Raw genomic sequence first — 22,877 nt, forward strand, 5'->3', positions numbered from 1 at the left:
CGACGCAAGGGGCGCCGCGAGAGCGGCGCCCCTTGCGCGTGTCCGGCGCTCAGCGCCAGCGGGCGATCACCGTGGCGCCGCCGACCACCTTGTCACCCGGACCGACGAGCGGGTCCGCGGCGTCGGCCGGCAGATAGACGTCGGTACGCGAGCCGAACCGGATCAGGCCGAAGCGCTCGCCCCGGGCCAGCAGCGAACCGACCGGCGCCCGCTGCACGATCCGGCGGGCGATCAGCCCGGTACGCTGCGCCACCACCACGGCGCCGTGGTCGGTGTCCAGCACCGTGTACGCCGCCACGTTGTGCTCGGCGTCCGGCTTCATGGCGTTGACGAACCCGCCGTCGGCGACGAAGTAGTCGACCACCTTGCCGGCCACCGGAGCGCGGTTGACGTGCACGTCCAGCACCGACAGGAAGACCGCGATCCGCAGCCACTCGCCGTCACCGAAGCGCTCGTCCGCCAGCCGCTGCACGGACAGCACCCGACCGTCCGCCGAGGCCACCACCGCCGACGGGTCCTCGGGAACGTCCCGCTCCGGGTCCCGGAAGAACGCGGCCACCGGCGCGGCGGCCAGCGCCGGCAGCAGCCAGAGCTTCGACTTCGGCCGCGCGACCCGGGCCAGGGCGGCCAGGCCGAGCGTGATGCCCGCGGCGGCCACGCCGTTCGAGTCGATGTGCATGCCCCGGGTCAGCGGCACGCTCGACGGCCGGTACGCCGGGGACAGGGAGGCCGCGAGCGCGACCGGCGCCGGGGCGAAGCGCAGGTGGTGCACGCGTACCGGCGGGGTGTTGCGCAGCACCAGGTCGGTGCGTACGCCGTGCAGCACGCCCTGCCGGTCCAGCTCGCCGTCGGCGCCCTCGGTGCGGAACAGCGGCGCGGAGACGCTCAGCACCGCGCCCTCGGCGAGGTACTTCACCAGCCCGTCGACGGCGGCGCGCGCCTCTTCCGCGGTGCCGGTGAACGGCTCGGCGACGATCACCACCGCGGCGGCGTCCGCCTCGGCGAGCGTGTCGGCCACACGTACCCGGTCGGCGACCCAGCGGCCCTGCGCGGTGACGTGTTCGCGCAGCGCCGCCGCCGAGGCGCCCTCCGCCGGCACCACTGTCAGCCGGTCGCCGGGGAGCAGCGCCTCGATCGCGGCGGCCAGCACCGCGGACTCCGGGGTCGCGCCGACCAGCAGGCCGGCCTTCGGGTCGTTGCGCCGGGCGAACTCGCTGACGAGCGTGCGGGCGGCGCGCTCGCCGATGCGGACCGCACCGGAGGGACCGGTGACGCGCACGGCGGGGGACTGGGTCATGTCGGACGGGCTCCTGACGAGATAGCGAACGGACGGGCAGCTCCGGCGACCCGACCGGCGGCTCCGGTGAGTCGAGGGGCGCGGGCCGGCCGGCGGAGGTGAGATCTCCGCCGACCAGCATAGGCCGCGTCCGAAGGGCGCCGCAGTGGCGCGGTCAGGCCGGTTCCCCCGGCGTACGGCGCTGCTGAACCGGTTCGTCGGCCGGTTCGTCGAGCGGCGGCAGTTCGCGGGTGGCCGGCTCGGCGGAGTCGGTGGTCGCCTCGGTAACCCATTCGTCGGCACCGTCGGTCGTCGCCGTGCCGCCGGCCGGGGAGCCGTACGGCGCGGCGACGGTGACCTCCGGTGCGGGCGGGGCGGGCTGCTCCGGGGCGCGGCCCGAGCGCAGCGCGCCGACCAGTCCGAGCAGTCCGATCACCACCAGCCCGCCGGCCAGGAACCAGCCGACCGGCGGTACGGAGAGACCGAGGATCCGGGCCAGCAGCCACCAGACGGACAGGCCGAGGAACAGGAGTCCGAAAGCGAGCGACACGAGGTCGGTACGGTGCGCCTTCACCGGGTCACCTCCAGCTTGCCGGCGTTCACGTGGACGTAGAGGCGCAACTTGCCGCCACCGGGACCGTCGGGGCCGACGTCGGTGGTCTCCCACTGAGGGCCGCCGAGCCCGCCGTTGCGCTGGCCGAAGACCGTGGCGTCACCGGCGTTCACGTCGGCCACCGTGGTCACGTCGACGTTCGGCGGTACGACGACCGTCGCGTTGCCGAGGTTCACGTCGACCGTCACCTGGACGTCCTGCTTGTCGAAGTCGATGCCGCGCAGGTCGAGCGTCGCGTCACCGAGGTTGTTCTCGTACCGGCTGGCCAGGTCGCGCAGGTCGGTCGGCGCCCAGGTGACGTTGCCGTCGATGCCGCGTACCCGGTCGTAGGACTCGGCGACGGTGGCGATGCCGAGCGCCGCCGCGGTCACCAGGCCCAGCGCGATCAGCCAGCGGGCCCGGCCGAACCAGGTGCCGACGAGCAGGCCGAGGCCGATGGTCGCGAGCACTGCGGCGAAGTAGCCGGCGGCGCCGACCGGGAAGACGTCGAGCAGGTCGAGCATGGCCACCACGCCGAGCGCCAGGAAGATCAGCGAGAACGTGATCGCGCCGAGCGGCGAGCGCTCCTTGGGCCGCTTCGGTGGTCGCGGCGGCCGGACCGGTGGCGGGACGGGCGGGACGGGCGGTGACCCGGCGTAGGGGCCGTGCGGGGCGAACGGCGGCCGGTAACCGCGGGGCGGCAGGGGTGCGCCCACCGGCGCGGGCGGCGGCACGGCGGCCGGCTCGTCCAGCCGGGCGCCCGAGTCCCGCGCGCCCGGCCAGGCCGGGTTCCCGCCGTACGCGGGCCAGGAGGCGGTGTCGGCGACCGCGCCGGTCACGTGCCGCATCGCGACGGTTGTCGGCTCGGCCGGGGCCGGCCGGGTGCCCGCAGCAGCGGGCCAGCCCGGCGCGGGCAGCGTCGGGTAGCCGGTCGTGGGCCCGGAGAAGCCCTCCGGCGTCGCCGGGTTGCCCGGCTCACGCTCCGCGCCGGACGTCGCCGGGTCCTCCGGCTCGGCGGCGGACACCGTCGGGTAGCCGGGCTCGGACGCGGACACCGTCGGGTAGCCGGGCTCCGCGTGGGTGGCGGGCAGCGTGCCAGGGCGTGCCGGCGGCACGGCCGGTCCGGCGGGCGCGCCGGTCCACGGCGCCGCGGGGGGAGCCGCGGTCCAGGTACCCGGCGCCGGGGCCTGCGGTGCGGGCCAGGCCACCGGCGGCACCGGACCCGGCGGGGGACCGTGCGGCGGCACCGGCTGAGCCGGGCGCTGCGCCGGTCCGCGCTGATCGCGGTTGAGCAGGAGCGCGCCGCCGATCAGGATCACCGCGCCGAGCAGGATCGCCCGGAACCCGTCGGTCACGACGTAGGCGAAGCCGAGCGCCACCACGATGCTGAGCACGATCACCGTGATCGGGGACATGCTGGACCGGCCCCGGCCGAGCATGGCCTCCAGCGGCGAGGCGGTGTCGCCCTCGCCGGGGACGATCAGCCAGCCGGCGATGTACACGATGATGCCGATGCCGCCGAAGAAGCCGAGCACGGCCAGCAGCACGCGCCACAGCACCGGGTCGGTGTTCGTGGCCCGGCCGATGGCGGCGCACACCCCGGCCAGGTAGCGGCCCTGGCGAGGGCGTACCAGGCCGTACCGGGTGGTGAAGCCGGCGGCGCCGGGCGGTGGGGCGTACCCACCGGGTGGCGGACCGGCGAACGGCGTGCCGCCGGGCGGCGGGGGCGCCTGGTCGGTGGTGGGCGCCGCTCCCGGCGGGGGCGGCGGCGGGGTGTCCTGTGCTGCCGCCCAGGGGCGGGGCGGACGGGCAGCGTCCTCGTTCATGGCTTCGATACTGCTGCCCCGGCCGCCCGAGCAGCCTCCGGACCCGACCCTGACCCCACCCTGAGATCCGGCGCGGGTGAAACTCCGGGGCGTCCCCGTGGTCCGGGGTGTCGCCATCGTGTGACGATCTGAGCGTCGGCGCCGCCGGCACACCCACCTCGACCTGGGAGCCTCCGATCAGCAGCACCCCCGCCCCGCACGCCCCGCGCCTCTACCGCGCCACCGAGCACCGGCTGGCCGCCGGGGTGGCCGCGGGCATCGCCGAGCACCTGGGCATCCCGGTGCTGCGGGTCCGCGTGGCGTTCATGGTGCTGCTCGGGCTGAGCGGTCTCGGGCTGCTGCTCTACGCCGCCTTCTGGGCGGTGGTCCCGCCCCGGCCCGGCGACACCGCCGCCCCGCCCCGCCGCGACCTCGCCCAGTTGCTGCCGTTCGTGGTGATCGGGCTCGGTGTGCTGCTGCTCCAGGTGGTCGCGTTCAACTCGGTGGGCGCGGCCGGCACCGCCGGCTGGCTGGTGGCGATCATCGCGGTCGGCGCGGGCGTCATCTGGCACCAGGCCGCCCCGGAGCGCCGCCGGCAGTGGGGCGACTCGGCGGTGCCCTGGCTGGGCGCGGTGGTGGAGGAGAGCGACAGGCGCGCGTTCGTGCTGCGCTTCATCGGCGGCGGCGTGCTCGTCGCGGTCGGCATCATCGGCGTGGCCGCCGTCTACTCCCCGGCGCAGAACTTCGACGCGGTGCTCAACGGCGTGATCTTCGCGCTGGTCGGGCTGGCCGGCGTGGGTGTGGTCACCGGTCCGGTGCTCTGGCGCACCTGGAACCAGCTCCGGTCCGAGCGGGAGGGGCGCATCCGGGAGCAGGAACGCGCCGAACTGGCCGCGATGGTGCACGACCAGGTGCTGCACACGCTGGCCCTGATCCAGCGCAACGCCAGCGACGTCAAGACGGTGCAGCGGCTGGCCCGTGGTCAGGAACGGTCGCTGCGCAACTGGCTCTACAAGCCGACCGCCTCGCCCACCGAGCGCTTCGCGGCCGCCCTGGAGCAGGCCGCCGCCGAGGTGGAGGACACCTTCGCCATCACCGTCGAGGCGGTGGTGGTCGGCGACCGGGAGACCGACGAGCGGGTGGGCGCGATCGTTGCCGCCGCCCGGGAGGCCCTGGTCAACGCGGCCCGGCACGCCGGTGTGCAGACCGTGTCGCTGTACGCGGAGGTGGAGCCGGAGCAGGTGAGCGTGTTCGTCCGGGACCGGGGCAAGGGCTTCGACCCGGATACGGTGGAGAATCACCGGCACGGCGTCCGGGGCTCGATCATCGGACGGATGAAGCGGCACGGCGGCCGGGCGGAGATCCGGTCCGAGCCGGGGGAAGGGACCGAGGTCCGGCTGATCCTGCCGATCAGCGGCTCCGGCTCCACGGCGGAAAGGGACAAGTGACATGTCCGAGCAGGAACCGGTCGAGGGTACGGCGCCGCGCGGGCCGCTGCGGGTGTTCCTCGTCGACGACCACGCGATGTTCCGGGCCGGCGTCCGCGCCGAACTGGGTGCGCGGGTGGACGTGGTCGGCGAGGCCAGCTCGGTGGCCGAGGCGGTGACCCGGATCGCGGCCAGCGCGCCGGACGTGGTGCTGCTCGACGTGCACATGCCCGACGGCGGTGGCCGCGCGGTGCTGGAGGCGATGCGGCGTACCCACCCGCAGGTGCGGTTCCTGGCGCTGAGCGTCTCCGACGCCGCCGAGGACGTGATCGGCCTGATCCGCGCCGGCGCGCGGGGGTACGTCACGAAGACGATCTCGCCGGAGGAGCTGACCGACGCGATCCGCCGGGTGGCCGACGGCGACGCGGTGTTCAGCCCGCGGCTGGCCGGGTTCGTGCTCGACGCGTTCGCCTCCCGGCCGGACGCGCCGGTGGCCGACCCGGAGCTGGACCAGCTCACCAACCGCGAGCGCGAGGTGCTGCGGCTGCTCGCCCGGGGGTACGCGTACAAGGAGATCGCCAAGGAGCTGTACATCTCGATCAAGACGGTCGAGACGCACGTCTCCAACGTGTTGCGCAAGCTCCAGATGTCGAACCGGTACGAGTTGTCCCGCTGGGCCGCCGACCGCCGGCTGGTCTAGGACCGGCCGCCACCCTGGGCGCGGCCTCGACGGCCTCATCCACCGAGGTGGTCGCGTCGCCCGCTCAGTCGGCATGGCATCATCCGGACGGACAGAAAACGCGACAGTCGTACGCCCACGAGGAACGGCCGCATCGGCGCGGTGAACGTCACAGCTCTCCTGTGGCAGGGACATCTGTCGACCTCTTGCTGCCCGTTCCTCCTGTTCAGGGCCTTGTCGTCCGCACACTTTGTGATCTTTTCTCAAGTATCGGCAACGCGGCGACCAACTAACGGCTTGATAACGGCACCTTCACGGAAAGGGCCGGTTGGTGTCACAGTGGCAGCACCTCACCCCCCGGTGTGAGGCACTTCGTCGGGCCTGTCGAACACGCGACGCCGTCTTTTGCGTCGTCGCGCGGTCGCCGACCCTGCGCGGTGTCTCGTCCAGGGTGTGGCGCCCGGCGGATCGGTACCCCTGGGGTGTCCCGAATTCCTCTGCGGTAACCGGTGTCCTGTGGTTCGGGCCGCCGGTGGTGTCACCCCCCAAAGACGTGCGTGAAACTCACGACGGAACCAGGTTAGAAAGAGGAGGCCCCTCGTAATGAGAGTCTCGAAGCGGGCGAGCGGCGCGCTCGCGGTGGGCGCGGCATTCGCGCTCGTCGCGTCCGGCTGCTCCAGCGGGAACAACGACGGTGGCGACGCCGGCGCCAACAAGGACGGCGCGATCGTCATCGACGGCACCCAGCCGGAGAACCCCCTGGTTCCGGCGAACACCACCGAGACCGGTGGTGGCAAGGTCATCGACTGGCTGTGGAGCGGCCTGGTCGAGTACCCCAACAACGGTGGGGCGCCGCAGAACCTGCTGGCCGAGTCGATCGACACGACCGACTCGAAGGTCTTCAAGATCAAGATCAAGCAGAACACCAAGTTCCACGACGGCACCACCGTCAAGGCCGAGAGCTTCGTCAAGGCCTGGAACTGGGCGGCGTACGGCCCGAACGGCGCGCAGAACGCCTCCTTCTTCGCCGACATCCAGGGCTTCGACGACGTCTACACCGAGGACCCGGACGGCCCGGACGGCCCGAAGAAGGCTCCGGAGCCCAAGGCCAAGGACATGTCCGGCCTGAAGGTCGTCGACGACTGGAACTTCGAGGTCACGCTCTCCGCGCCGACCTCCGTGTTCCCGACCAAGCTCGGCTACAGCGCCTTCATGCCGCTGCCGGACGCGTTCTTCTCCGCCGCCCCGGCCGACTTCGGTAAGAAGCCGATCGGTAACGGCCCGGTCAAGCTCGTCTCGTGGCAGGACGACGTCGAGATCAAGCTGTCCCGCTTCGACGACTACAGCCTGCGCGACAAGATGAAGATCAAGGACGTCACCGTCAAGATCTACCAGGACGACACGGCGGCGTACAACGACCTGCTCGCCGGCAACCTGGACTTCCAGCAGCAGGTTCCGGTCTCCGCGCTGGCCGGTGAGAAGTGGAAGACCGACCTGGGTGAGCGGGCCATGCCCACGACCACCCCGTCGACCGGCATCATCGCCTTCCCGATCTACGACAAGCGCTTCCAGAACCCGAAGCTGCGCAAGGCGATCTCGCTGTCCGTCGACCGGCAGTCGATCACCGACAAGATCTTCTTCGGTAACCGCAAGCCGGCCGACAGCTGGGCCAACCCGCTGACCCCGGGCGCCGAGCCGGGCAACTGCACCGCTTGCAAGTTCGACGTGGACCAGGCCAAGCAGCTCCTCGCCGAGGCCGGTGGCTTCCAGGGCAAGCTGACCCTGTCGTACAACGCGGACGCCAGCCACAAGGAGTGGATGGAGGCCGTCGCCCAGCAGATCAAGACCAACCTGGGCATCGACGCGGTCGCCGTCGGCGTGCCGACCTTCGCGGTCTTCCGCGCCAACATCAACGCCTACAAGATGACCGGCGCCTACCGGGCCGGCTGGCAGCAGGACTACCCGGACGTCGAGAACTGGATCAACCCGCTCTACGTCACCGGTGGTTCCTCGAACGACGGCAAGTACAGCAACCCCGAGGTGGACCGTCTCGCCAAGGAGGCCTCCGCGGCCCCCAGCCTCGAGGAGGCCCACAAGAAGTTCGCTGAGGCCGTCAAGCTGATCGACCAGGACGTCCCCACCATGCCGATCTACTTCGGTGGCCAGCAGTCCGGCTACTCGGAGAAGATCAAGAAGCTGGAGCTGTCCAACGTCGGTGAGCTCGACATCACCTCGGTCGAGCTCTGATCCGAACGGTCTGACCCCGGGTCGGGCTCGCCTACCGGTGAGCCCGGCCCGGGGCCGTTCCGCGAGGGGGTGTACAACGAACCCCTCGCACGTTGTCGCCGTCGCGTCGGCCTACCCGGCGCTCCCTGTCTGGAGGACCACCCCATGGGCCGTTATCTCTTGAGACGGCTGCTGCAACTCGTGCCGGTGTTCATCGGTACGACGTTCCTGATCTATTGGCTCGTCTGGTCCGTGCCCGGTGACCCCTTCGCCGGCAAGTGCGGTGACCGAGGTTGCCCGCCGAACTACCGGGCCATGATGACCGAGAAGTACCATCTCGACGACTCGATCTGGGTGCAGTACGCCAGCTACATGAAGAACCTTCTCCAGGGTGACTTCGGTATCACGTTCGGCGGTCGCGAAATCAGCGACATCATCGCCACGTCGTACCCGAACACCCTGAAGCTGGCGGTGGTCGCCCTCACCATCGAGGCCGTGATCGGTCTCGGCGCGGGCATCCTGACCGGTCTGCGTCGCAACGGCTTCCTGGACAACCTGGTCCTGGTCTCCACGCTCTTCCTGATCGCCCTGCCGGTCTTCGTCATCGGCTTCGTGCTTCAGTGGCTGCTCGGCGTCAAGTGGGGCATCATCAACCCGACCGTCTCCAACGAGATGCGGTTCAGCGAACTGATCGTGCCCGGTTTCGTGCTCGGCAGCGCCTCGATGGCGTACGTGGCGCGTGTCGCCCGGACGAGCATCGCCGAGAACCGGCGTGCCGACTACGTCCGTACCGCGATCGCCAAGGGCCTGCCCATGCGCCGCGTGGTCGGCGTGCACCTGCTGCGCAATTCGCTCATCCCGGTGGTCACCCTGCTCGGCACCGATCTCGGTGCGCTGATGGGTGGCGCGATCGTGACCGAGGGCATCTTCGGCATCAACGGCATCGGCCGCCAGGTGCTCCGCTCGATCGTCACGAAGGAGAGCGCTACCGTTGTGGGCATCGTGGTGGTGTTGGTGCTCGTCTATCTCATCATGAACCTGGTGGTCGACCTGCTCTACGCCGCCCTCGACCCGAGGATCCGCTATGAGTGACCGCCGCAGCGAACGAATCGTCCCAGCAGTCTGCGCGGGTAACCACGCCCGCGCCGAGCGCAACGAGGTGCGGGCATGAGTGACCCGAGTACCGCGTCGATCGTGACGACGCCGCCCGCGACCATGCCCACCGAGGCCGGGTCGGGCGCGCCCACAAACGCCGGCCTGCCGGAGAGCGCGAAGCAGCACAAGCCCCGCGGTCTGCTCGGCGACGCCTGGATCGACCTGCGCCGCAAGCCGCTGTTCTGGATCTCGGCGTCGTTCATCCTGCTGTTCATCCTGATGGCCGCCTTCCCGTCGTTGTTCACCTCCGGCGACGCGGTGAACGGCACGCTGGAGCGCAGCCGGGTCGAACCGTCCTCCTCCGCCTGGTTCGGCTACGACGTGCAGGGTCGCGACGTCTACGCCCGGGTCATCTACGGCGCCCGCGCCTCGATCGTGGTCGCGGTGGTCTCCACCCTCCTGACGCTGTTCGTCGGTGGCGCGATGGGCATCATCGCCGGCTACCGCGGCGGCTGGGTGGACGCGCTGCTGTCCCGGATCGCGGACATCTTCTTCGGTCTGCCGTTCGTGCTCGGCTCGATCGTCATCCTGACCACGTTCAACGGGTCCGGCACCGACAACGGCGAGTGGACGATCATGGGCCTGGTGATCATGTCCCTGAGCGTGCTGACCTGGCCGGTGGTGATGCGGCTCATGCGCTCCTCGGTGCTCTCCACCAAGGAGGCCGACTACATCGTCGCGGCCCGCGCCCTGGGCGCGGGCACCGGCCGGATCATCCTCAAGCACCTGCTGCCGAACTGCCTGGCACCGCTGCTGGTCTACGGCACGATCCTGGTGGGCTCGTTCATCGGCGCGGAGGCCACGCTCTCGTTCCTCGGCATCGGCCTGAAGAACCCGGTGGTTTCCTGGGGCATCATGATCAGCGAGGCGCAGAACTACATCCGGGTCTCGCCGTTCCTGCTGTTCTTCCCCGCCGCGTTCCTCGTCACCGCCGTGCTGAGCTTCGTCATGCTCGGCGAGGCGGTCCGCGAGGCCCTCGACCCGAAGCTCCGATAGGGGAACTGAGTTGTCCGACATTCTCGTGTCCGAGCAGTCCGCGCCGGGCGCCGACGGATCCGGCCGCCCCTCGGGCCGCCTGCTCGAGGTCGACGACCTTCGGGTGGAGTTCCGCACCCGGGACGGCGTCGCCAAGGTCATCAACGGAGTCACGTACCACGTCGACGCGGGGGAGACCCTCGCCGTGCTCGGCGAGTCCGGCTCCGGCAAGAGCGTCACGGCGCAGACCATCATGGGCATCCTGGACACCCCGCCCGGGTTCGTCACCGGCGGCGAGGTCCGCTTCCACGGCAAGGACATGCTCAAGCAGTCCGCCGAGCAGCGGCGACGGATCCGTGGCGAGGGCATCGCCATGATCTTCCAGGACTCGCTCTCGGCTCTCAACCCGGTTTTCACCGTCGGCTTCCAGATCGCCGAGCAGTTCCGCATCCGGCGCGGCATGAGCCGCTCGGACGCCAAGAAGCGCGCGATCGAGATGCTCGACCAGGTGAAGATCCCCAACGCCAAGGGCCGGTTCAGCAACTACCCGCACCAGTTCTCCGGTGGTATGCGGCAGCGCGCCATGATCGCCATGTCGCTGGCGCTGGACCCCGAGGTGCTCATCGCCGACGAGCCGACCACAGCGCTGGACGTGACAGTGCAGGCCCAGATCATGGACCTGCTCGGCGAGCTGCAGCGGGAACGGCAGATGGGCATGATCCTGATCACCCACGACCTCGGCGTGGTCGCCGACGTCGCGGACCGGATCGCGGTCATGTACGCCGGCCGGATCGTCGAGGAAGCCGACGTCTACGAGCTGTACCGCAAGCCTGCGCACCCGTACACGCTGGGCCTGCTCGACTCGATCCCCCGGATGGACGAGAAGGGCCAGGAGCTCCGCACCATCAAGGGCCTCCCGCCGAACCTGATGAACATCCCGCCGGGCTGCGCGTTCAACCCGCGTTGCCCGATGGCGCAGCCGGTGTGCCGGGAGAAGGTCCCGCCGCTGCTGCAACTGGGTAACGGCCGGGCCAGCGCCTGCCACTTCGCCGAGGAGCTGGTGAACCGTGACTGAGCACATCATCGAGGTTCGTGACCTGGTCAAGCACTACCCGGTGACCCGGGGTGTGGTGTTCAAGAAGACCATCGGCCAGGTCAAGGCCGTCGACGGCGTCTCGTTCGATCTCAAGGCCGGCGAGACGCTCGGAGTGGTCGGCGAGTCCGGCTGCGGTAAGTCGACGCTCGCCCGGGTGCTGATGAACCTGGAGAAGCCGACCTCCGGTTCGGTCCTCTACAAGGGCCAGGACATCTCGAAGCTCTCCGGCGGTGCGCTGCGGCGACTGCGCCGGCAGATCCAGCTCGTGATGCAGGACCCGTACACCTCGCTGAACCCCCGGATGACCGTGGGTGACCTGATCGGCGAGCCGTTCGAGATCCACCCCGAGGTGGCCCCGCGCGGCAGCCGGCGTGGCAAGGTCAAGGAGCTGCTCGACCTGGTCGGCCTCAACCCGGAGCACATCAACCGGTACCCGCACCAGTTCTCCGGCGGCCAGCGGCAGCGCATCGGCATCGCCCGGGCGCTGGCGCTGCGGCCCGAGGTGATCGTCTGCGACGAGCCGGTGTCGGCCCTGGACGTCTCGATCCAGGCCCAGGTGATGAACCTGCTGGAGAAGCTCCAGGCCGAGTTCGGGCTGTCCTACGTCTTCATCGCCCACGACCTGTCCGTGGTGCGGCACCTGTCCGACCGGGTCGCCGTGATGTACCTGGGCAAGATGGTGGAGATCGGCACCGAGGACGAGATCTACGAGCGGCCGACCCACCCGTACACCCAGGCTCTGCTGTCGGCGGTGCCGGTGCCGGACCCGACCGTACGGGAGAGCAAGGCGATCATCCGGCTCCAGGGCGACGTGCCCTCGCCGGTCAGCCCGCCCTCGGGCTGCCGGTTCCGCACGCGGTGCTGGAAGGCGCAGGACATCTGCGCCCAGGAGGCGCCGCTGCTGGAGATCCGGCCGGGCTCGGATCACCCGAGCGCCTGCCACTTCGCGGAGAAGCGGGAGATCGTCGTCACCCACGAGGTGGCCTGATCCGAACCGGACCGCCTGCCGGCGTCAACTACGACGCAGGCAGGCGGTTCGTCGTCTCCACAGCCGTCACAGCGGGCCGCGGCCGGCGCGCAGCAGCAGGAGCGCGAGCTGGGTGCCGTCGGCGCCGAGCTCGGCCCGGAACCGCTCCAGGATCTCCCGCTCGCGGGAGAGCACCAGCCGGGTTCCACCGGACGCCATCCGGGTCGCGCCGACCTCCTGGGAGAGCGCGGCCCGCTCCTGCCAGAGCGCGATGAGCGTACGGTCGATCTCGTCGATCCGCCGCCGGATCTCGCCGATCCGCTCCGCCGCCGCCGCGTCGTCGGTGCCGGTCCGGGCAGCGGCGGCCCCGGTCGGGGCGCCGTCGGCCGGCCGGTCGTGCCGCGCCAGGCTGCCGCTGGGCTCCACCACGTCAGTCATCATCGTCGTCCCTCTCGGGGCTCGGGCCCGGTACCCGGATCCCGGAACGAAAACGCCCCGGGCTCTGGGGAGCCCGGGGCGTTTCGCAGGTCAGTGATCAGGCGCGACCCACGGCTGCCGGACTCCCGGTGCCGTAGTAAAAGTAGAAGCGCTGATCGAACACGCGTCGAGTATGCCGACCACCCGGGCGCGCGCGCAAGAAGACGCACCAACAGGTGAGACGTGCCGGTGCGCCGACCGGCGGCGCGGGCGGGGAAGTGTCCGCCGGGCGGCATAGACTCGGGCTGCGATGCATCCTCTCTTCGACATTCCCGCGTCCCCGCCCGCGCCGGAGTCCCGGCCGACCCCGCCGCGCCGCCCCGGACGCCCTGGGCCGGACCCGGGTGCCCTCCTCGACGGCCTGAACGGCCCCCAGCGGGACGCCGTGACCCACGCCGGCTCCCCGCTGCTGATCGTGGCCGGCGCCGGCTCCGGCAAGACCCGGGTGCTCACCAACCGGATCGCCTACCTGCTCGCCGCCCGCGACGTGCATCCCGGCGAGATCATCGCGATCACGTTCACGAACAAGGCCGCCGGTGAGATGAAGGAGCGGGTGGCCGCGCTGGTCGGCCCGCGCGCCCGGCTCATGTGGGTCTCGACGTTCCACTCGGCCTGCGTACGCATCCTGCGGGCCGAGCACGAGCACGCCGGCCTGAAGTCGACGTTCTCGATCTACGACGCGGACGACTCGCGCCGGTTGATGCAGATGGTCGTCCGCGAGCTGGATCTGGACCCGAAGCGCTACCCGGCCCGGGGCCTGGCCGCCCAGGTGTCGAACCTGAAGAACGAGCTGGTCGACCCGGAGGAGTTCGCCTGCCGGGCCAAGGGGCCCAACGAGCGGGCGCTGGCCGAGGCGTACACGCTCTACCAGCGGCGGCTGCGCGAGGCGCACGCGCTGGACTTCGACGACCTGATCATGACGACGGTGCATCTGCTCCAGTCGCACCCGCACGTGGCGGAGAGCTACCGGCGCCGGTTCCGGCACGTGCTCGTCGACGAGTACCAGGACACCAACCACGCCCAGTACGTGCTGATCAAGGAGCTGGTCTCCGGGACCGAGGGGATCCCGCCGGCCGAGCTGTGCGTGGTCGGCGACGCCGACCAGTCGATCTACGCGTTCCGCGGCGCGACCATCCGCAACATCCTGGAGTTCGAGCGGGACTTCACCGACGCCCGCACGATCCTGCTGGAGCAGAACTACCGCTCGACCCAGACCATCCTCAACGCGGCGAACGCGGTGATCGACCGCAACACCTCCCGCAAGCCGAAGCGGCTGTGGAGCGACGCCGGGTCCGGTGAGCAGATCGTCGGGTACGTCGCCGACACCGAGCACGCCGAGGCCGACTGGGTGGCCCGGGAGATCGACCGGCTGGTCGACGACGGCGAGACCCGCCCGGGCGACGTGGCGGTGTTCTACCGCACCAACGCCATGTCCCGGGTGTTCGAGGAGGTGTTCATCCGGGTCGGCCTGCCCTACAAGGTGGTCGGCGGGGTGCGCTTCTACGAGCGCAAGGAGGTCCGCGACGCGCTCGCCTACCTGCGCGCCGTGGTGAACGACGACGACACGGTCAGCCTGCGCCGGATTCTCAACACCCCCCGCCGGGGCATCGGCGAGCGGGCCGAGGCGTGCGTGGAGGCGCTGGCCGCGCGGGACCGCATCTCCTTCGGCGCCGCGCTGCGCCGGGCCAAGGACGCGCCGGGCATCTCCACCCGGGCGGCGAACGGCATCGCCGAGTTCGTCGCGCTGCTCGACGCGGCGCGGGAGATGGCCGACACCGGCACGCCGGAGGAGGTGCTGGAGGCGGTGCTGACCCGCTCGGGCTACCTGGCCGAGCTGGAGGAGAGCCTCGACCCGCAGGACGCCGGCCGGGTGGACAACCTCCAGGAACTGGTGAGCGTCGCCCGGGAGTACACCGAGCGGATCGAGGCGCTCGGCGCCGACGACGAGCGGGCCACCCTGGCCGGCTTCCTGGAGCAGGTGGCGCTCGTCGCCGACGCCGACCAGCTCCCGTCCGACGATCCGGACCACCAGGGCGTGGTCACCCTGATGACTCTGCACACCGCGAAGGGCCTGGAGTTCCCGGTGGTCTTCCTGACCGGCTTGGAGGACGGCGTCTTCCCGCACCTGCGCTCGCTCGGCGACACCCGTGAGCTGGAGGAGGAGCGGCGGCTGGCGTACGTGGGCATCACCCGGGCCCGCCAGCGCCTCTACCTGTCCCGCGCGGTGACCCGGTCGGCCTGGGGCGCGCCCGCGTACAACCCGCCGTCGCGGTTCCTGGAGGAGCTGCCGCCGGAGCTGGTCCGCTGGGAGCGCACCGAGGGGTCGTACACCTCGTGGGGTGGCGGAGGCGGCGGCGTCGGCGGCCGGGCGGACCGGCTGGGCCGCGGCGGCTTCGCCGGCGGCACGCCCAAGGCGACCGAGCTGGCCAAGCGGCTGGGCGTGGACGCCAGCCGGCTGTCCACCGCGAGCGAGCTGAAGCAGGCCCCGAAGGTCTCGGCCGGCGACCGGGTCAACCACCAGCGGTACGGCCTGGGCCGGGTGCTGGCGGTGGAGGGGGCCGGGCCGGGCGCCCGTGCGCAGATCGACTTCGGCGACCAGACCATGTGGCTGGTGCTGCGGCACGCCCCGATCGACAAGCTGTGAGCGTCGGGCGGTCCTGACCGGCCCACTCAACCCCCGGACGCGGCCGGGCCGCCCGGCGGCGGCTCGGCCACGCCGACGGACCACCTCGCGTCAGCAGGCCACGCCGACGCCCCGTGCGCGCAGGAACGGCGCCGGGTCGATCTGGCTCCACATCGCGCCCTGGTGCACCTCGAAGTGCAGGTGCGGGCCGGTGGAGTCGCCGGTGGAGCCCTCGTAGCCGATGACCTGACCGGCGGTGACCTTGTCGCCCACGCCGACGGCGAGCCGGCTCTGGTGGGCGTAGTGGGTCAGGTAGCCGTTGTGGTGGTCGATGAAGACGGAGATGCCGTACCCGTCGCCCACGTCACCGGCCTTGACCACGGTGCCCGCCGCGGCGGCGTGGATCGGCGTGCCGGCCGGCATGGCGAAGTCGATGCCGGCGTGCTGGGTGCCCCAGCGGGGCCCGTAGCAGGAGGTGATGCCGGCGCCCTTCATCGGGATGACCCAGGCCGGCTTCTTCGCCGCTGTCGTCCTCTTGGGCTTCGGCTTGGGTTTCGCGGTCGCCGTCTTCTTCGGCTTCCTCGGCGCCGGGGTGGTCGCGCTCGCGCTCGGCGAAGGGCTGGCCGGAACGGCGGACGGGGTGACCGGCTCGCGGGCCGAGCGGTCGGCGCGGGCGGCGTCGTCGGCGCGGGCCGCTACGCCGAGGTCGACGGCGGCCGGCGTCGGGGCGGTGGTGACGACCACGCCGCCGATGCCGAGGCCGAGCAGGGCCACCGCGCCGGTGACCACGTAGACGGTACGCCGGGCGGGGCGCGGGCGCCGGGGCCGGGCGGGGGCGTTGTCCGGGGTGGGGCTGCTGTGCTGCACGGGATCCTTCATCGGTTCGAGGGGCACGTGACCTCGAAATACTGGTGTCGGCGCAGCTCGCAGCGGGTATCGGGGGTGCGGAGGCGGCGGCGTGGGCCGTCACGGCGCGTCCGGTTTCCCGCCGCGCGACCGCTTCGGTCGAAGAGTCGATCTTCGACCACCGTGGTCCCACTCACACTCGCGGATGTGACGTGGGATACATCGGCACAGACGAAACCGCCCGGACCGTGCGGTCCGGGCGGTTAAGAGGCGTTACGGAGCGTCAGGAAGCGGCTGCGTCGCTGTAGAACTCTTCGAGTTCGAGCTGGATGTTCACGCCGCGGTCCTTGAGGTATGCCACCGGGTCCTGCGGCTGGCCCTTGACATGGATCTCGAGGTGCAGGTGGGAGCCGTAGGAGTGGCCGGTGTTGCCGACCAGGCCGAGCTGGTCGCCGGCCTTCACCTCCTGGCCTTCCTTGACCGTCACGGCGGAGGAGTGGCCGTAGATGGCCTCGCTGCCGTCGGCGTGCTTGACGATGACGGCGTAGCCGTAGCCGCCGAACCAGCCGGCCTTGGTGACCGTGCCGGCGTGGATCGCCTTGTAGGGCGTGCCTTCCGAGGCGACCAGGTCGACGCCGGTGTGCAGCTTGCCCCAGCGCATGCCGTAGGGGGACTTGAAGTCGTAGCCGTGCAGCGGCAGGAGCCACGGGTCCTGCTCGGCGGCCTTGCTGTCGGAGCGGTCGGAGCGGGAGGCGGCGTCCGCGCTCTTGCCACGGTCGGCGGCGTCCTGGCTGGCGACCGAGGCCTGCCGGAGCTCGTCGAGGACCGACGGGTTGACGCTCTTGGCGTCGGGGAGGGCGTTCGCGCCGATGGCGACGATGCCGGCGCCGACGAACGCGGTGGTGACCACCGCCGCGTAGCGGCTCCGCGGTGGGGTGGGTACGCGGCGGCGGCCGCGATAGCGATCGGGCTCAGACGACAGGCGCTGGCGCACGCACACCCTCCGTTGTCGGGGATCCGATGCGACTCCGGACCGTTCGGTGGAGCTCGGTGGAAACTCCGGTGTCGCGTCGTCACCCGTCCGTGGACCTGATGACAACCGTGGTCACGTTAGCCAACAGCCACTCCTGTCACAAGCCGAAGCGCCGAACTGCTGATTCGTTATGTCCAATTCTATCCGATCTTGTTATATCTCGTGTCGCCGGTCGGATGCCTGTTGACTGCCCATTCGTCGCGGACAGTGACCGAACGGCGGAGGTGTCCGGCTTTCCGCGTGGGGGCATGGGCGGTAGAGGGACGGGCCCGGTTGTGGGACGGTTCCGGCCCGGCTTCCCGCCTCCCGTCCGGCCGGGTTACCGTTCGTTCAGGTCAGGAGTGCCGGTGAAAGGTGTGCGCAGATGAGCTCTCGTATCCGGGTCGTCGTCGCGAAGCCCGGCCTTGACGGCCACGACCGGGGGGCCAAGGTGGTCGCCCGCGCCCTGCGCGACGGGGGCATGGAGGTCATCTACACGGGCCTGCACCAGACGCCCGAGCAGATCGTCGAGACCGCCATCCAGGAGGACGCGGACGCAGTCGGCCTGTCGGTGCTCTCCGGCGCGCACATGACGCTGTTCAAGCGCGTCGTCGAACTGCTCGGCGAGCGCGACGCCACCGACATCGTGGTGTTCGGCGGCGGCATCATCCCCGACGCCGACATCCCGGAGCTGGAGCGGCTCGGCGTCGCGAAGATCTTCACCCCGGGCGCGACCACCGGCTCGATCGTCGAGTGGGTCCGGGAGAACGTCGCCCAGCCGGTCGGCTGACCCGCCGCGTCTGCGGCCTCGCGTTCCCTCCCCCGGGCACGGGGGAGGGGCCGGACGCACCCCTCACACGCCCGGCCCCTCTATGCACGATGCCCCGCCGCCACCCCTCGACCGACAGGGCATCGGCCGCTCCCGTCGTCGCGCTTGACCAGCGCGCCGACATCACACTCAACGAGGCCCCCGACGGGCGGTTACGCCCCGGGCCGGACATCCCCCGGACGGCTGACGCCCGCCCGCGCCGACGCGGCGGTGACCGGGCCGGCCGAGCCCGGCCTGTGCATTACCGCACACCGCGCACCCGCTCGGTTGCCGCCCGTTCCCATCTCGTTAGGCTGCGGCAAATGGCCTGTCTCATCTGATGACAGGCGTCAAACTGATTTCCGAAGCTGGTGGCGGCGCGACGGCGCGCCGCGGAGACGGGACGGGACGCGCAATCGTGGACCTGTACGAGTACCAGGGGCGGGACCTCTTCGAGCGGCACGGCTTGCCCGTGCTCGCCGGCGGCGTCGCCACTACCCCGGAAGAGGCCCGCGCGATCGCCGAACGCCTCGGCGGCCGGGTGGTCGTCAAGGCGCAGGTGAAGGTCGGTGGCCGCGGCAAGGCCGGCGGCGTGAAGCTGGCCGAGGGCGCGGAGGAGACGGTGGCCCGGGCCACCGACATCCTCGGCATGGACATCAAGGGTCACACCGTCCACAAGGTCATGATCACCGTGACCGCGGACGTGGCCGAGGAGTACTACTTCTCCTATCTGCTCGACCGGGCGAACCGCACCTTCCTCTGCATCGCCAGCGTGGCCGGCGGCATGGACATCGAGCAGGTCGCGGCCGAGACCCCGGACCGGGTCGTGAAGGCGCCGATCGACGCCAACACCGGCGTGGACGAGGCCAAGGCCCGGGAGATCGTCACCGCGGCCGGTTTCCCGGCCGAGATCGCCGACCAGGTGGTCGACGTCGCGGTCAAGCTCTGGCAGGCGTTCGTGGCCGAGGACGCCACGCTCGTCGAGGTGAACCCGCTGGCCACCACCAAGGACGGCAAGCTGCTGCTCCTGGACGCCAAGATCACCCTGGACGAGAACGCCGCGTTCCGGCACCCGGACCACGAGGCCCTGGTCGACCAGGCGTCGGTGGACCCGCTGGAGCAGGCCGCGAAGGCCAAGGACCTCAACTACGTCAAGCTCGACGGCGAGGTCGGCATCATCGGCAACGGCGCGGGCCTGGTCATGTCCACGCTCGACGTGGTCGCGTACGCGGGCGAGCGGCACGGCGGCGTGAAGCCGGCCAACTTCCTCGACATCGGCGGCGGCGCGAGCGCCGAGGTGATGGCGAACGGCCTGGAGATCGTCCTGTCCGACCCGTCGGTCAAGAGCGTCTTCGTCAACGTGTTCGGCGGCATCACCGCCTGTGACGCGGTGGCGAACGGCATCGTGCAGGCGCTGGCGCTGCTGGAGCAGCGGGGCGAGAAGGCCACCAAGCCGCTCGTCGTGCGCCTCGACGGCAACAACGCCGAGGCCGGTCGGGCCATCCTCGACGGCGCGGCCAACCCGCTGATCCAGCGGGTCGACACCATGGACGGCGCGGCCGAGCGGGCCGCCGAGCTGGCAGCTGCGGGGGTCTGACAATGGCTATCTGGCTGACCAAGGACTCCAAGGTCATCGTGCAGGGGATGACCGGTTCCGAGGGTTCCAAGCACACCCGGCGGATGCTCGCCGCCGGCACCAACGTGGTCGGCGGCGTCAACCCGCGCAAGGCCGGCACCACTGTCGACTTCGACGGCACCGAGCTGCCCGTCTTCGCCTCCGTCGCGGACGCGATGAAGGACACCGGCGCGGACGTCACCGTCATCTTCGTGCCGCCGCAGTTCACCAAGGCCGCTGTGGTCGAGGCGATCGACGCCGGCATCGACCTGGCCGTGGTGATCACCGAGGGCGTGCCGGTGCACGACACCGCCGCCTTCTGGGCGTACAACCAGTCCAAGGGCGAGCGGACCCGGATCATCGGCCCGAACTGCCCGGGCATCGCCTCGCCGGGCGCGTCCAACGCCGGCATCATCCCGGCCGACATCACCGGCTCCGGCCGGATCGGCCTGGTCAGCAAGAGCGGCACGCTGACCTACCAGATGATGTACGAGCTGCGCGACATCGGCTTCTCCACCTGCGTCGGCATCGGCGGTGACCCGATCATCGGCACCACCCACATCGACGCCCTGGCCGCCTTCGAGGCGGACCCGGAGACCGACGCGATCGTCATGATCGGTGAGATCGGTGGCGACGCCGAGGAGCGGGCGGCCGAGTTCATCAAGGCCAACGTCACCAAGCCGGTGGTCGGCTACATCGCCGGCTTCACCGCCCCGCCCGGCAAGACGATGGGCCACGCCGGCGCCATCATCTCGGGCTCGGCGGGCACCGCCGACGCGAAGAAGGCAGCGCTGGAGGCGGTGGGCGTCAAGGTCGGCAAGACCCCGACCGAGACCGCCAACCTGATGCGGGAGCTCATGTCCGGCCGCTGAGCGGTCGAGTGACGCGCCGAGGGGGCCGACCGGGTTACCGGTCGGCCCCCTCGCGCTCAGCGGTACCAGTACGGGTAGTACGAGTTGCCCCGGGCGCGCACGACGGCGCTGGCGATGATGTTGATCACGCCGAACGCGACGCCCAGCCAGCCGAGCAACTGCGACCTGCGGTTGCGCCGGGCGTCACGGATCGACAGCGCGCCGAAGACGATGCCCAGGATGCCGCAGCAGAACAGGCCGAAGACGATGCCGAGGACGCCCCAGAGCGTGGTCCGGTCGCGGCCGGCGGCCGGTGGCGGCGGTGGCGGCGGATACGGAGCGTGCACGGCTTCCTCCGGACGGTCGGCGCCGCGACGGGAACGGTCGCGTCTGAGGCCGAGGCTAGACCGGATCACCGCCGCCGGGCCGGGGTTCGGCGAACTCGCCGCGCTGCCGACCCGGTATCGGACTGCCGTCCTTCGCGCGGCGTGCCAGAGTAGACACGATGTCACGCGTCACCCCTGATCAGCCCCGCCGTCCGGCCACCGGTCCTTCGGCCGGCGTCCGGCCGCCCGGCCGCGCCCGTCCGGCCGCGCGGGTGCCCGCGCCCCGATCGGGTGAGGAGCCGCGCAGCCGGGCTCCGCTACCGGTCGCCGCCGGGGTGGCCGCGCTCTGGGCGGCGCTGACCTCCTGGCTGCCGGTCTCCGCCGTGCTCGGCCTCGCCCAGCTCAGCGAGGACGCCGGGTCGTTCGGCGGCGCGTTGCGCGCCGGCCTGGTCGGCTGGCTGCTCGGCCACGGGGTCCCGTTGCAGACCACCGCCGGGCCGCTGGGCCTGGCGCCGCTCGCGCTCAGCGCGCTCGCCGTCTGGCGGCTCACCCGCGCCGGGGTGCACGTCAGCCGGGCCGTCGGGGCACGCGGGGTGGGCTCGCCCCGCCAGGCGCTCACCGTCGCGGTCGCCGTCGGCATCGGGTACGCGCTGCTCGGTGCGCTCGCCGCGCTCGCTGTCGACGCGGGTGGCCTGCGGGTCTCCCCGGTCACCGCCGCGCTCACGTTCGCCGCGTTCGGCGTACCGGCCGCCCTGGTCGGCGCGCTGCGCACCACAGGCGTCTGGGCGCTGCTGGCCACGCGCTGCCCCCCACCGGTGCGCGACGGCCTGCGTACCGGACTGGTCGCGGCGCTGCTCCTGTGCGGCGCGGGCGCCGGTGCGGCCGGGCTGGCGGTGGCCACCGGCGGCGGCGACGCGGCCGACATGATCGGGGCGTACCGGACCGGGGTGGCCGGTCAGGCGGGCATCACGCTGGTCAGCCTCGCCTACGCGCCGAACGCCGTCGCCTGGTCGGCCAGCTACCTGCTCGGTCCCGGGTTCGCGGTCGGCACCGACAGCGCCGTACGCACGAGCGAGGTCTCCGTCGGCGCGCTGCCGGCCGTACCGCTGCTGGCCGGCCTGCCGCGCGGGCCGATGGACGGGCTGGGTGGCGCGTTGCTGGCCGTGCCGGTGCTGGCCGCGATGGCGGCCGGCTGGCTGCTGGCCCGGCGGCTGCTGCGCACGGCGGCCGAGGAGCGGGCCGAGGTGGGCTGGCCGGCGCTGCTGCTGCCGGCAGCGCTCGCCGGGCCGGTCGCCGGCGCGCTGCTCGGACTGTTCGCGGCGGCCTCCGGCGGGCCGCTCGGCGGCGGCCGGCTGGCCGAGATCGGCCCGTCGCCGTGGGCGGTGGCCGCGGTGGCCACGCTCGTGATCGGCGTGGGCGCGGTGCTCGGCGCCGCCGCCACCCGCACGCTCGCCCGCGCCCGCTGACGCGCGGCGCCTGGCGGGGCCGGAATACGCGTCAGGGGCGCCCACCGGTCGGCGGACGCCCCTGAACGGGGACGATCAGGGCTGGGTCGGCAGGCCGATGTTGGCGACCACGCCCAGGATGATCAGGATGATGCCCAGGCCGGCGCCGATCGCGCCGCAGATCAGACCGGTCTTGGCCTGACCGTCGTTGTTGGCGAGCCCCTGCGCGGCCTTCTGGCGGCCCAGGTAGCCGGTGATGACCGCGGCGATACCGAGCGGGATGCCCAGGTAGAAGCAGCAGACCATCGGGATCGAGGCGATACCGAGGATCATCGAGACGAGACCCAGCGTGTTGCTCGGGGCCTGGCCCGGCCCGGCCGGGTAGCCGGTGCCCGGGTACTGCGGCGCGGCGCCGTACGGCTGCTTCTGCGCGTACGGGTCCTGGCCGTAGGCGGGCTGACCCGAGGTGGGCTGGCCGTACGGCTGGCCCGAGATGGGCTGCTGTCCGTACTCCGGCTGCTGTCCGTACTCCGGCTGCTGCCCGTACTGCGGCTGCTGGCCGTACTGCGGGGCCTGCGGCGGCGGGGCGTACGGGTCATGCGGCTGACTGGTCGGATCCTGGTTCGGCTGCTGGCCGTACGGGTCCTGTCCGGGGTAACCGGGCTGCATGTCTGGG

Annotated in this window: 20 protein-coding genes; 12 read left to right on the plus strand and 8 right to left on the minus strand. The window is 71.7% G+C overall.

Annotated elements, in window-relative coordinates:
- Window positions 1-49: 49 nt before the first annotated feature.
- From ACFYON_RS07175 to ACFYON_RS07185, 3 genes are all read right to left on the minus strand, one after another.
- On the minus strand, window positions 50-1,297 hold the full coding sequence (locus ACFYON_RS07175; RefSeq protein ID WP_357711102.1) for a phosphatidylserine decarboxylase: 1,248 nt from the start codon (window positions 1,295-1,297) through the stop codon (window positions 50-52).
- A gap of 154 nt (window positions 1,298-1,451) precedes the next feature.
- The gene (locus ACFYON_RS07180; protein WP_354870816.1) at window positions 1,452-1,850 is read right to left on the minus strand and encodes a hypothetical protein; all 399 of its coding nucleotides are present in this window, start codon (window positions 1,848-1,850) and stop codon (window positions 1,452-1,454) included.
- Window positions 1,847-3,694, minus strand: coding sequence for a PspC domain-containing protein (locus ACFYON_RS07185; protein WP_354870647.1), 1,848 nt, complete (start codon window positions 3,692-3,694; stop codon window positions 1,847-1,849). Before ACFYON_RS07185 ends, ACFYON_RS07180 begins: the two co-directional genes overlap by 4 nt.
- A gap of 176 nt (window positions 3,695-3,870) precedes the next feature.
- Between ACFYON_RS07185 and ACFYON_RS07190 the strand changes: the two genes are divergently transcribed.
- From ACFYON_RS07190 to ACFYON_RS07220, 7 genes are all read left to right on the plus strand, one after another.
- Window positions 3,871-5,121 carry a PspC domain-containing protein gene (locus tag ACFYON_RS07190; protein WP_354870799.1) on the plus strand — a complete coding sequence of 417 codons (1,251 nt, stop codon included), beginning with the start codon at window positions 3,871-3,873 and terminating at the stop codon, window positions 5,119-5,121.
- Between the two features lies 1 nt (window position 5,122).
- On the plus strand, window positions 5,123-5,800 hold the full coding sequence (locus ACFYON_RS07195; RefSeq protein WP_354870650.1) for a response regulator transcription factor: 678 nt from the start codon (window positions 5,123-5,125) through the stop codon (window positions 5,798-5,800).
- 582 nt (window positions 5,801-6,382) lie between these two features.
- Entirely contained in the window at window positions 6,383-8,026 is a 1,644-nt protein-coding gene (locus tag ACFYON_RS07200; RefSeq protein ID WP_354870652.1) for an ABC transporter substrate-binding protein, read from the plus strand.
- Between the two features lie 144 nt (window positions 8,027-8,170).
- Window positions 8,171-9,097 (plus strand): ABC transporter permease, encoded by a 927-nt coding sequence (locus ACFYON_RS07205; RefSeq protein ID WP_354870654.1) that lies wholly within the window; start codon window positions 8,171-8,173, stop codon window positions 9,095-9,097.
- A 75-nt stretch (window positions 9,098-9,172) separates the two neighbouring features.
- The gene (locus ACFYON_RS07210; protein ID WP_354870657.1) at window positions 9,173-10,156 is read left to right on the plus strand and encodes an ABC transporter permease; all 984 of its coding nucleotides are present in this window, start codon (window positions 9,173-9,175) and stop codon (window positions 10,154-10,156) included.
- 25 nt (window positions 10,157-10,181) lie between these two features.
- Window positions 10,182-11,210: an ABC transporter ATP-binding protein gene (locus tag ACFYON_RS07215; RefSeq protein WP_354870801.1), complete on the plus strand. Its 1,029-nt coding sequence runs from the start codon at window positions 10,182-10,184 to the stop codon at window positions 11,208-11,210.
- Window positions 11,203-12,219: a dipeptide ABC transporter ATP-binding protein gene (locus ACFYON_RS07220; RefSeq protein WP_354870660.1), complete on the plus strand. Its 1,017-nt coding sequence runs from the start codon at window positions 11,203-11,205 to the stop codon at window positions 12,217-12,219. Before ACFYON_RS07215 ends, ACFYON_RS07220 begins: the two co-directional genes overlap by 8 nt.
- A 66-nt stretch (window positions 12,220-12,285) precedes the next feature.
- On the opposite strand, the gene ACFYON_RS07225 is transcribed toward ACFYON_RS07220, so the two are convergent.
- Window positions 12,286-12,639 carry a chorismate mutase gene (locus ACFYON_RS07225; protein ID WP_354870662.1) on the minus strand — a complete coding sequence of 118 codons (354 nt, stop codon included), beginning with the start codon at window positions 12,637-12,639 and terminating at the stop codon, window positions 12,286-12,288.
- A 286-nt stretch (window positions 12,640-12,925) separates the two neighbouring features.
- Here ACFYON_RS07225 and pcrA point away from each other — a divergent pair, with 286 nt between their 5' ends.
- Window positions 12,926-15,319: a DNA helicase PcrA gene (pcrA, locus tag ACFYON_RS07230; protein ID WP_355014823.1), complete on the plus strand. Its 2,394-nt coding sequence runs from the start codon at window positions 12,926-12,928 to the stop codon at window positions 15,317-15,319.
- Window positions 15,320-15,409: 90 nt separating this feature from the next.
- Here the strand turns inward: pcrA and ACFYON_RS07235 are convergent, their stop codons facing one another.
- Together ACFYON_RS07235 and ACFYON_RS07240 are read right to left on the minus strand one after the other, a co-directional pair.
- Window positions 15,410-16,165 (minus strand): M23 family metallopeptidase, encoded by a 756-nt coding sequence (locus ACFYON_RS07235; RefSeq protein WP_387188763.1) that lies wholly within the window; start codon window positions 16,163-16,165, stop codon window positions 15,410-15,412.
- Window positions 16,166-16,427: 262 nt separating this feature from the next.
- On the minus strand, window positions 16,428-17,138 hold the full coding sequence (locus ACFYON_RS07240; RefSeq protein WP_354870668.1) for a M23 family metallopeptidase: 711 nt from the start codon (window positions 17,136-17,138) through the stop codon (window positions 16,428-16,430).
- 403 nt (window positions 17,139-17,541) lie between these two features.
- On the opposite strand from ACFYON_RS07240, the gene ACFYON_RS07245 reads away from it, so the two are divergent.
- From ACFYON_RS07245 to sucD, 3 genes are all read left to right on the plus strand, one after another.
- A complete protein-coding gene (locus tag ACFYON_RS07245; RefSeq protein WP_354870670.1) occupies window positions 17,542-17,946 on the plus strand; it encodes a cobalamin B12-binding domain-containing protein in 405 nt (134 codons plus the stop codon).
- 436 nt (window positions 17,947-18,382) lie between these two features.
- The gene (gene sucC / locus ACFYON_RS07250; protein ID WP_354870673.1) at window positions 18,383-19,561 is read left to right on the plus strand and encodes an ADP-forming succinate--CoA ligase subunit beta; all 1,179 of its coding nucleotides are present in this window, start codon (window positions 18,383-18,385) and stop codon (window positions 19,559-19,561) included.
- A gap of 2 nt (window positions 19,562-19,563) precedes the next feature.
- Window positions 19,564-20,451: a succinate--CoA ligase subunit alpha gene (sucD, locus tag ACFYON_RS07255; protein ID WP_354870676.1), complete on the plus strand. Its 888-nt coding sequence runs from the start codon at window positions 19,564-19,566 to the stop codon at window positions 20,449-20,451.
- Between the two features lie 56 nt (window positions 20,452-20,507).
- Here sucD and ACFYON_RS07260 read toward each other — a convergent pair whose 3' ends face one another.
- Window positions 20,508-20,777, minus strand: a complete 270-nt coding sequence (locus ACFYON_RS07260; protein WP_354870678.1) for a DUF4190 domain-containing protein — start codon at window positions 20,775-20,777, stop codon at window positions 20,508-20,510.
- A 158-nt stretch (window positions 20,778-20,935) separates the two neighbouring features.
- Between ACFYON_RS07260 and ACFYON_RS07265 the strand changes: the two genes are divergently transcribed.
- Window positions 20,936-22,222 (plus strand): DUF6350 family protein, encoded by a 1,287-nt coding sequence (locus ACFYON_RS07265; RefSeq protein WP_354870681.1) that lies wholly within the window; start codon window positions 20,936-20,938, stop codon window positions 22,220-22,222.
- A gap of 75 nt (window positions 22,223-22,297) precedes the next feature.
- Here ACFYON_RS07265 and ACFYON_RS07270 read toward each other — a convergent pair whose 3' ends face one another.
- A complete protein-coding gene (locus ACFYON_RS07270; RefSeq protein WP_354870684.1) occupies window positions 22,298-22,870 on the minus strand; it encodes a DUF4190 domain-containing protein in 573 nt (190 codons plus the stop codon).
- Window positions 22,871-22,877: the final 7 nt, after the last annotated feature.

This window comes from Micromonospora sp. NPDC005686 (genome assembly GCF_042871665.1).
In the GTDB taxonomy this organism is placed as follows: domain Bacteria; phylum Actinomycetota; class Actinomycetes; order Mycobacteriales; family Micromonosporaceae; genus Micromonospora.

Excerpts from the sequence above, each read along its gene's own strand:
- ACFYON_RS07205 (WP_354870654.1), top strand. The coding sequence starts at position 8,171 with ATGGGCCGTTATCTCTTGAGACGGCTGCTGCAACTCGTGCCGGTGTTC.
- pcrA (WP_355014823.1), top strand. The coding sequence starts at position 12,926 with ATGCATCCTCTCTTCGACATTCCCGCGTCCCCGCCCGCGCCGGAGTCC.
- ACFYON_RS07270 (WP_354870684.1), bottom strand. The coding sequence starts at position 22,870 with ATGCAGCCCGGTTACCCCGGACAGGACCCGTACGGCCAGCAGCCGAAC.
- ACFYON_RS07225 (WP_354870662.1), bottom strand. The coding sequence starts at position 12,639 with ATGATGACTGACGTGGTGGAGCCCAGCGGCAGCCTGGCGCGGCACGAC.
- ACFYON_RS07245 (WP_354870670.1), top strand. The coding sequence starts at position 17,542 with ATGAGCTCTCGTATCCGGGTCGTCGTCGCGAAGCCCGGCCTTGACGGC.
- ACFYON_RS07210 (WP_354870657.1), top strand. The coding sequence starts at position 9,173 with ATGAGTGACCCGAGTACCGCGTCGATCGTGACGACGCCGCCCGCGACC.
- ACFYON_RS07265 (WP_354870681.1), top strand. The coding sequence starts at position 20,936 with ATGTCACGCGTCACCCCTGATCAGCCCCGCCGTCCGGCCACCGGTCCT.
- sucD (WP_354870676.1), top strand. The coding sequence starts at position 19,564 with ATGGCTATCTGGCTGACCAAGGACTCCAAGGTCATCGTGCAGGGGATG.
- ACFYON_RS07175 (WP_357711102.1), bottom strand. The coding sequence starts at position 1,297 with ATGACCCAGTCCCCCGCCGTGCGCGTCACCGGTCCCTCCGGTGCGGTC.
- ACFYON_RS07200 (WP_354870652.1), top strand. The coding sequence starts at position 6,383 with ATGAGAGTCTCGAAGCGGGCGAGCGGCGCGCTCGCGGTGGGCGCGGCA.
- ACFYON_RS07185 (WP_354870647.1), bottom strand. The coding sequence starts at position 3,694 with ATGAACGAGGACGCTGCCCGTCCGCCCCGCCCCTGGGCGGCAGCACAG.
- ACFYON_RS07195 (WP_354870650.1), top strand. The coding sequence starts at position 5,123 with ATGTCCGAGCAGGAACCGGTCGAGGGTACGGCGCCGCGCGGGCCGCTG.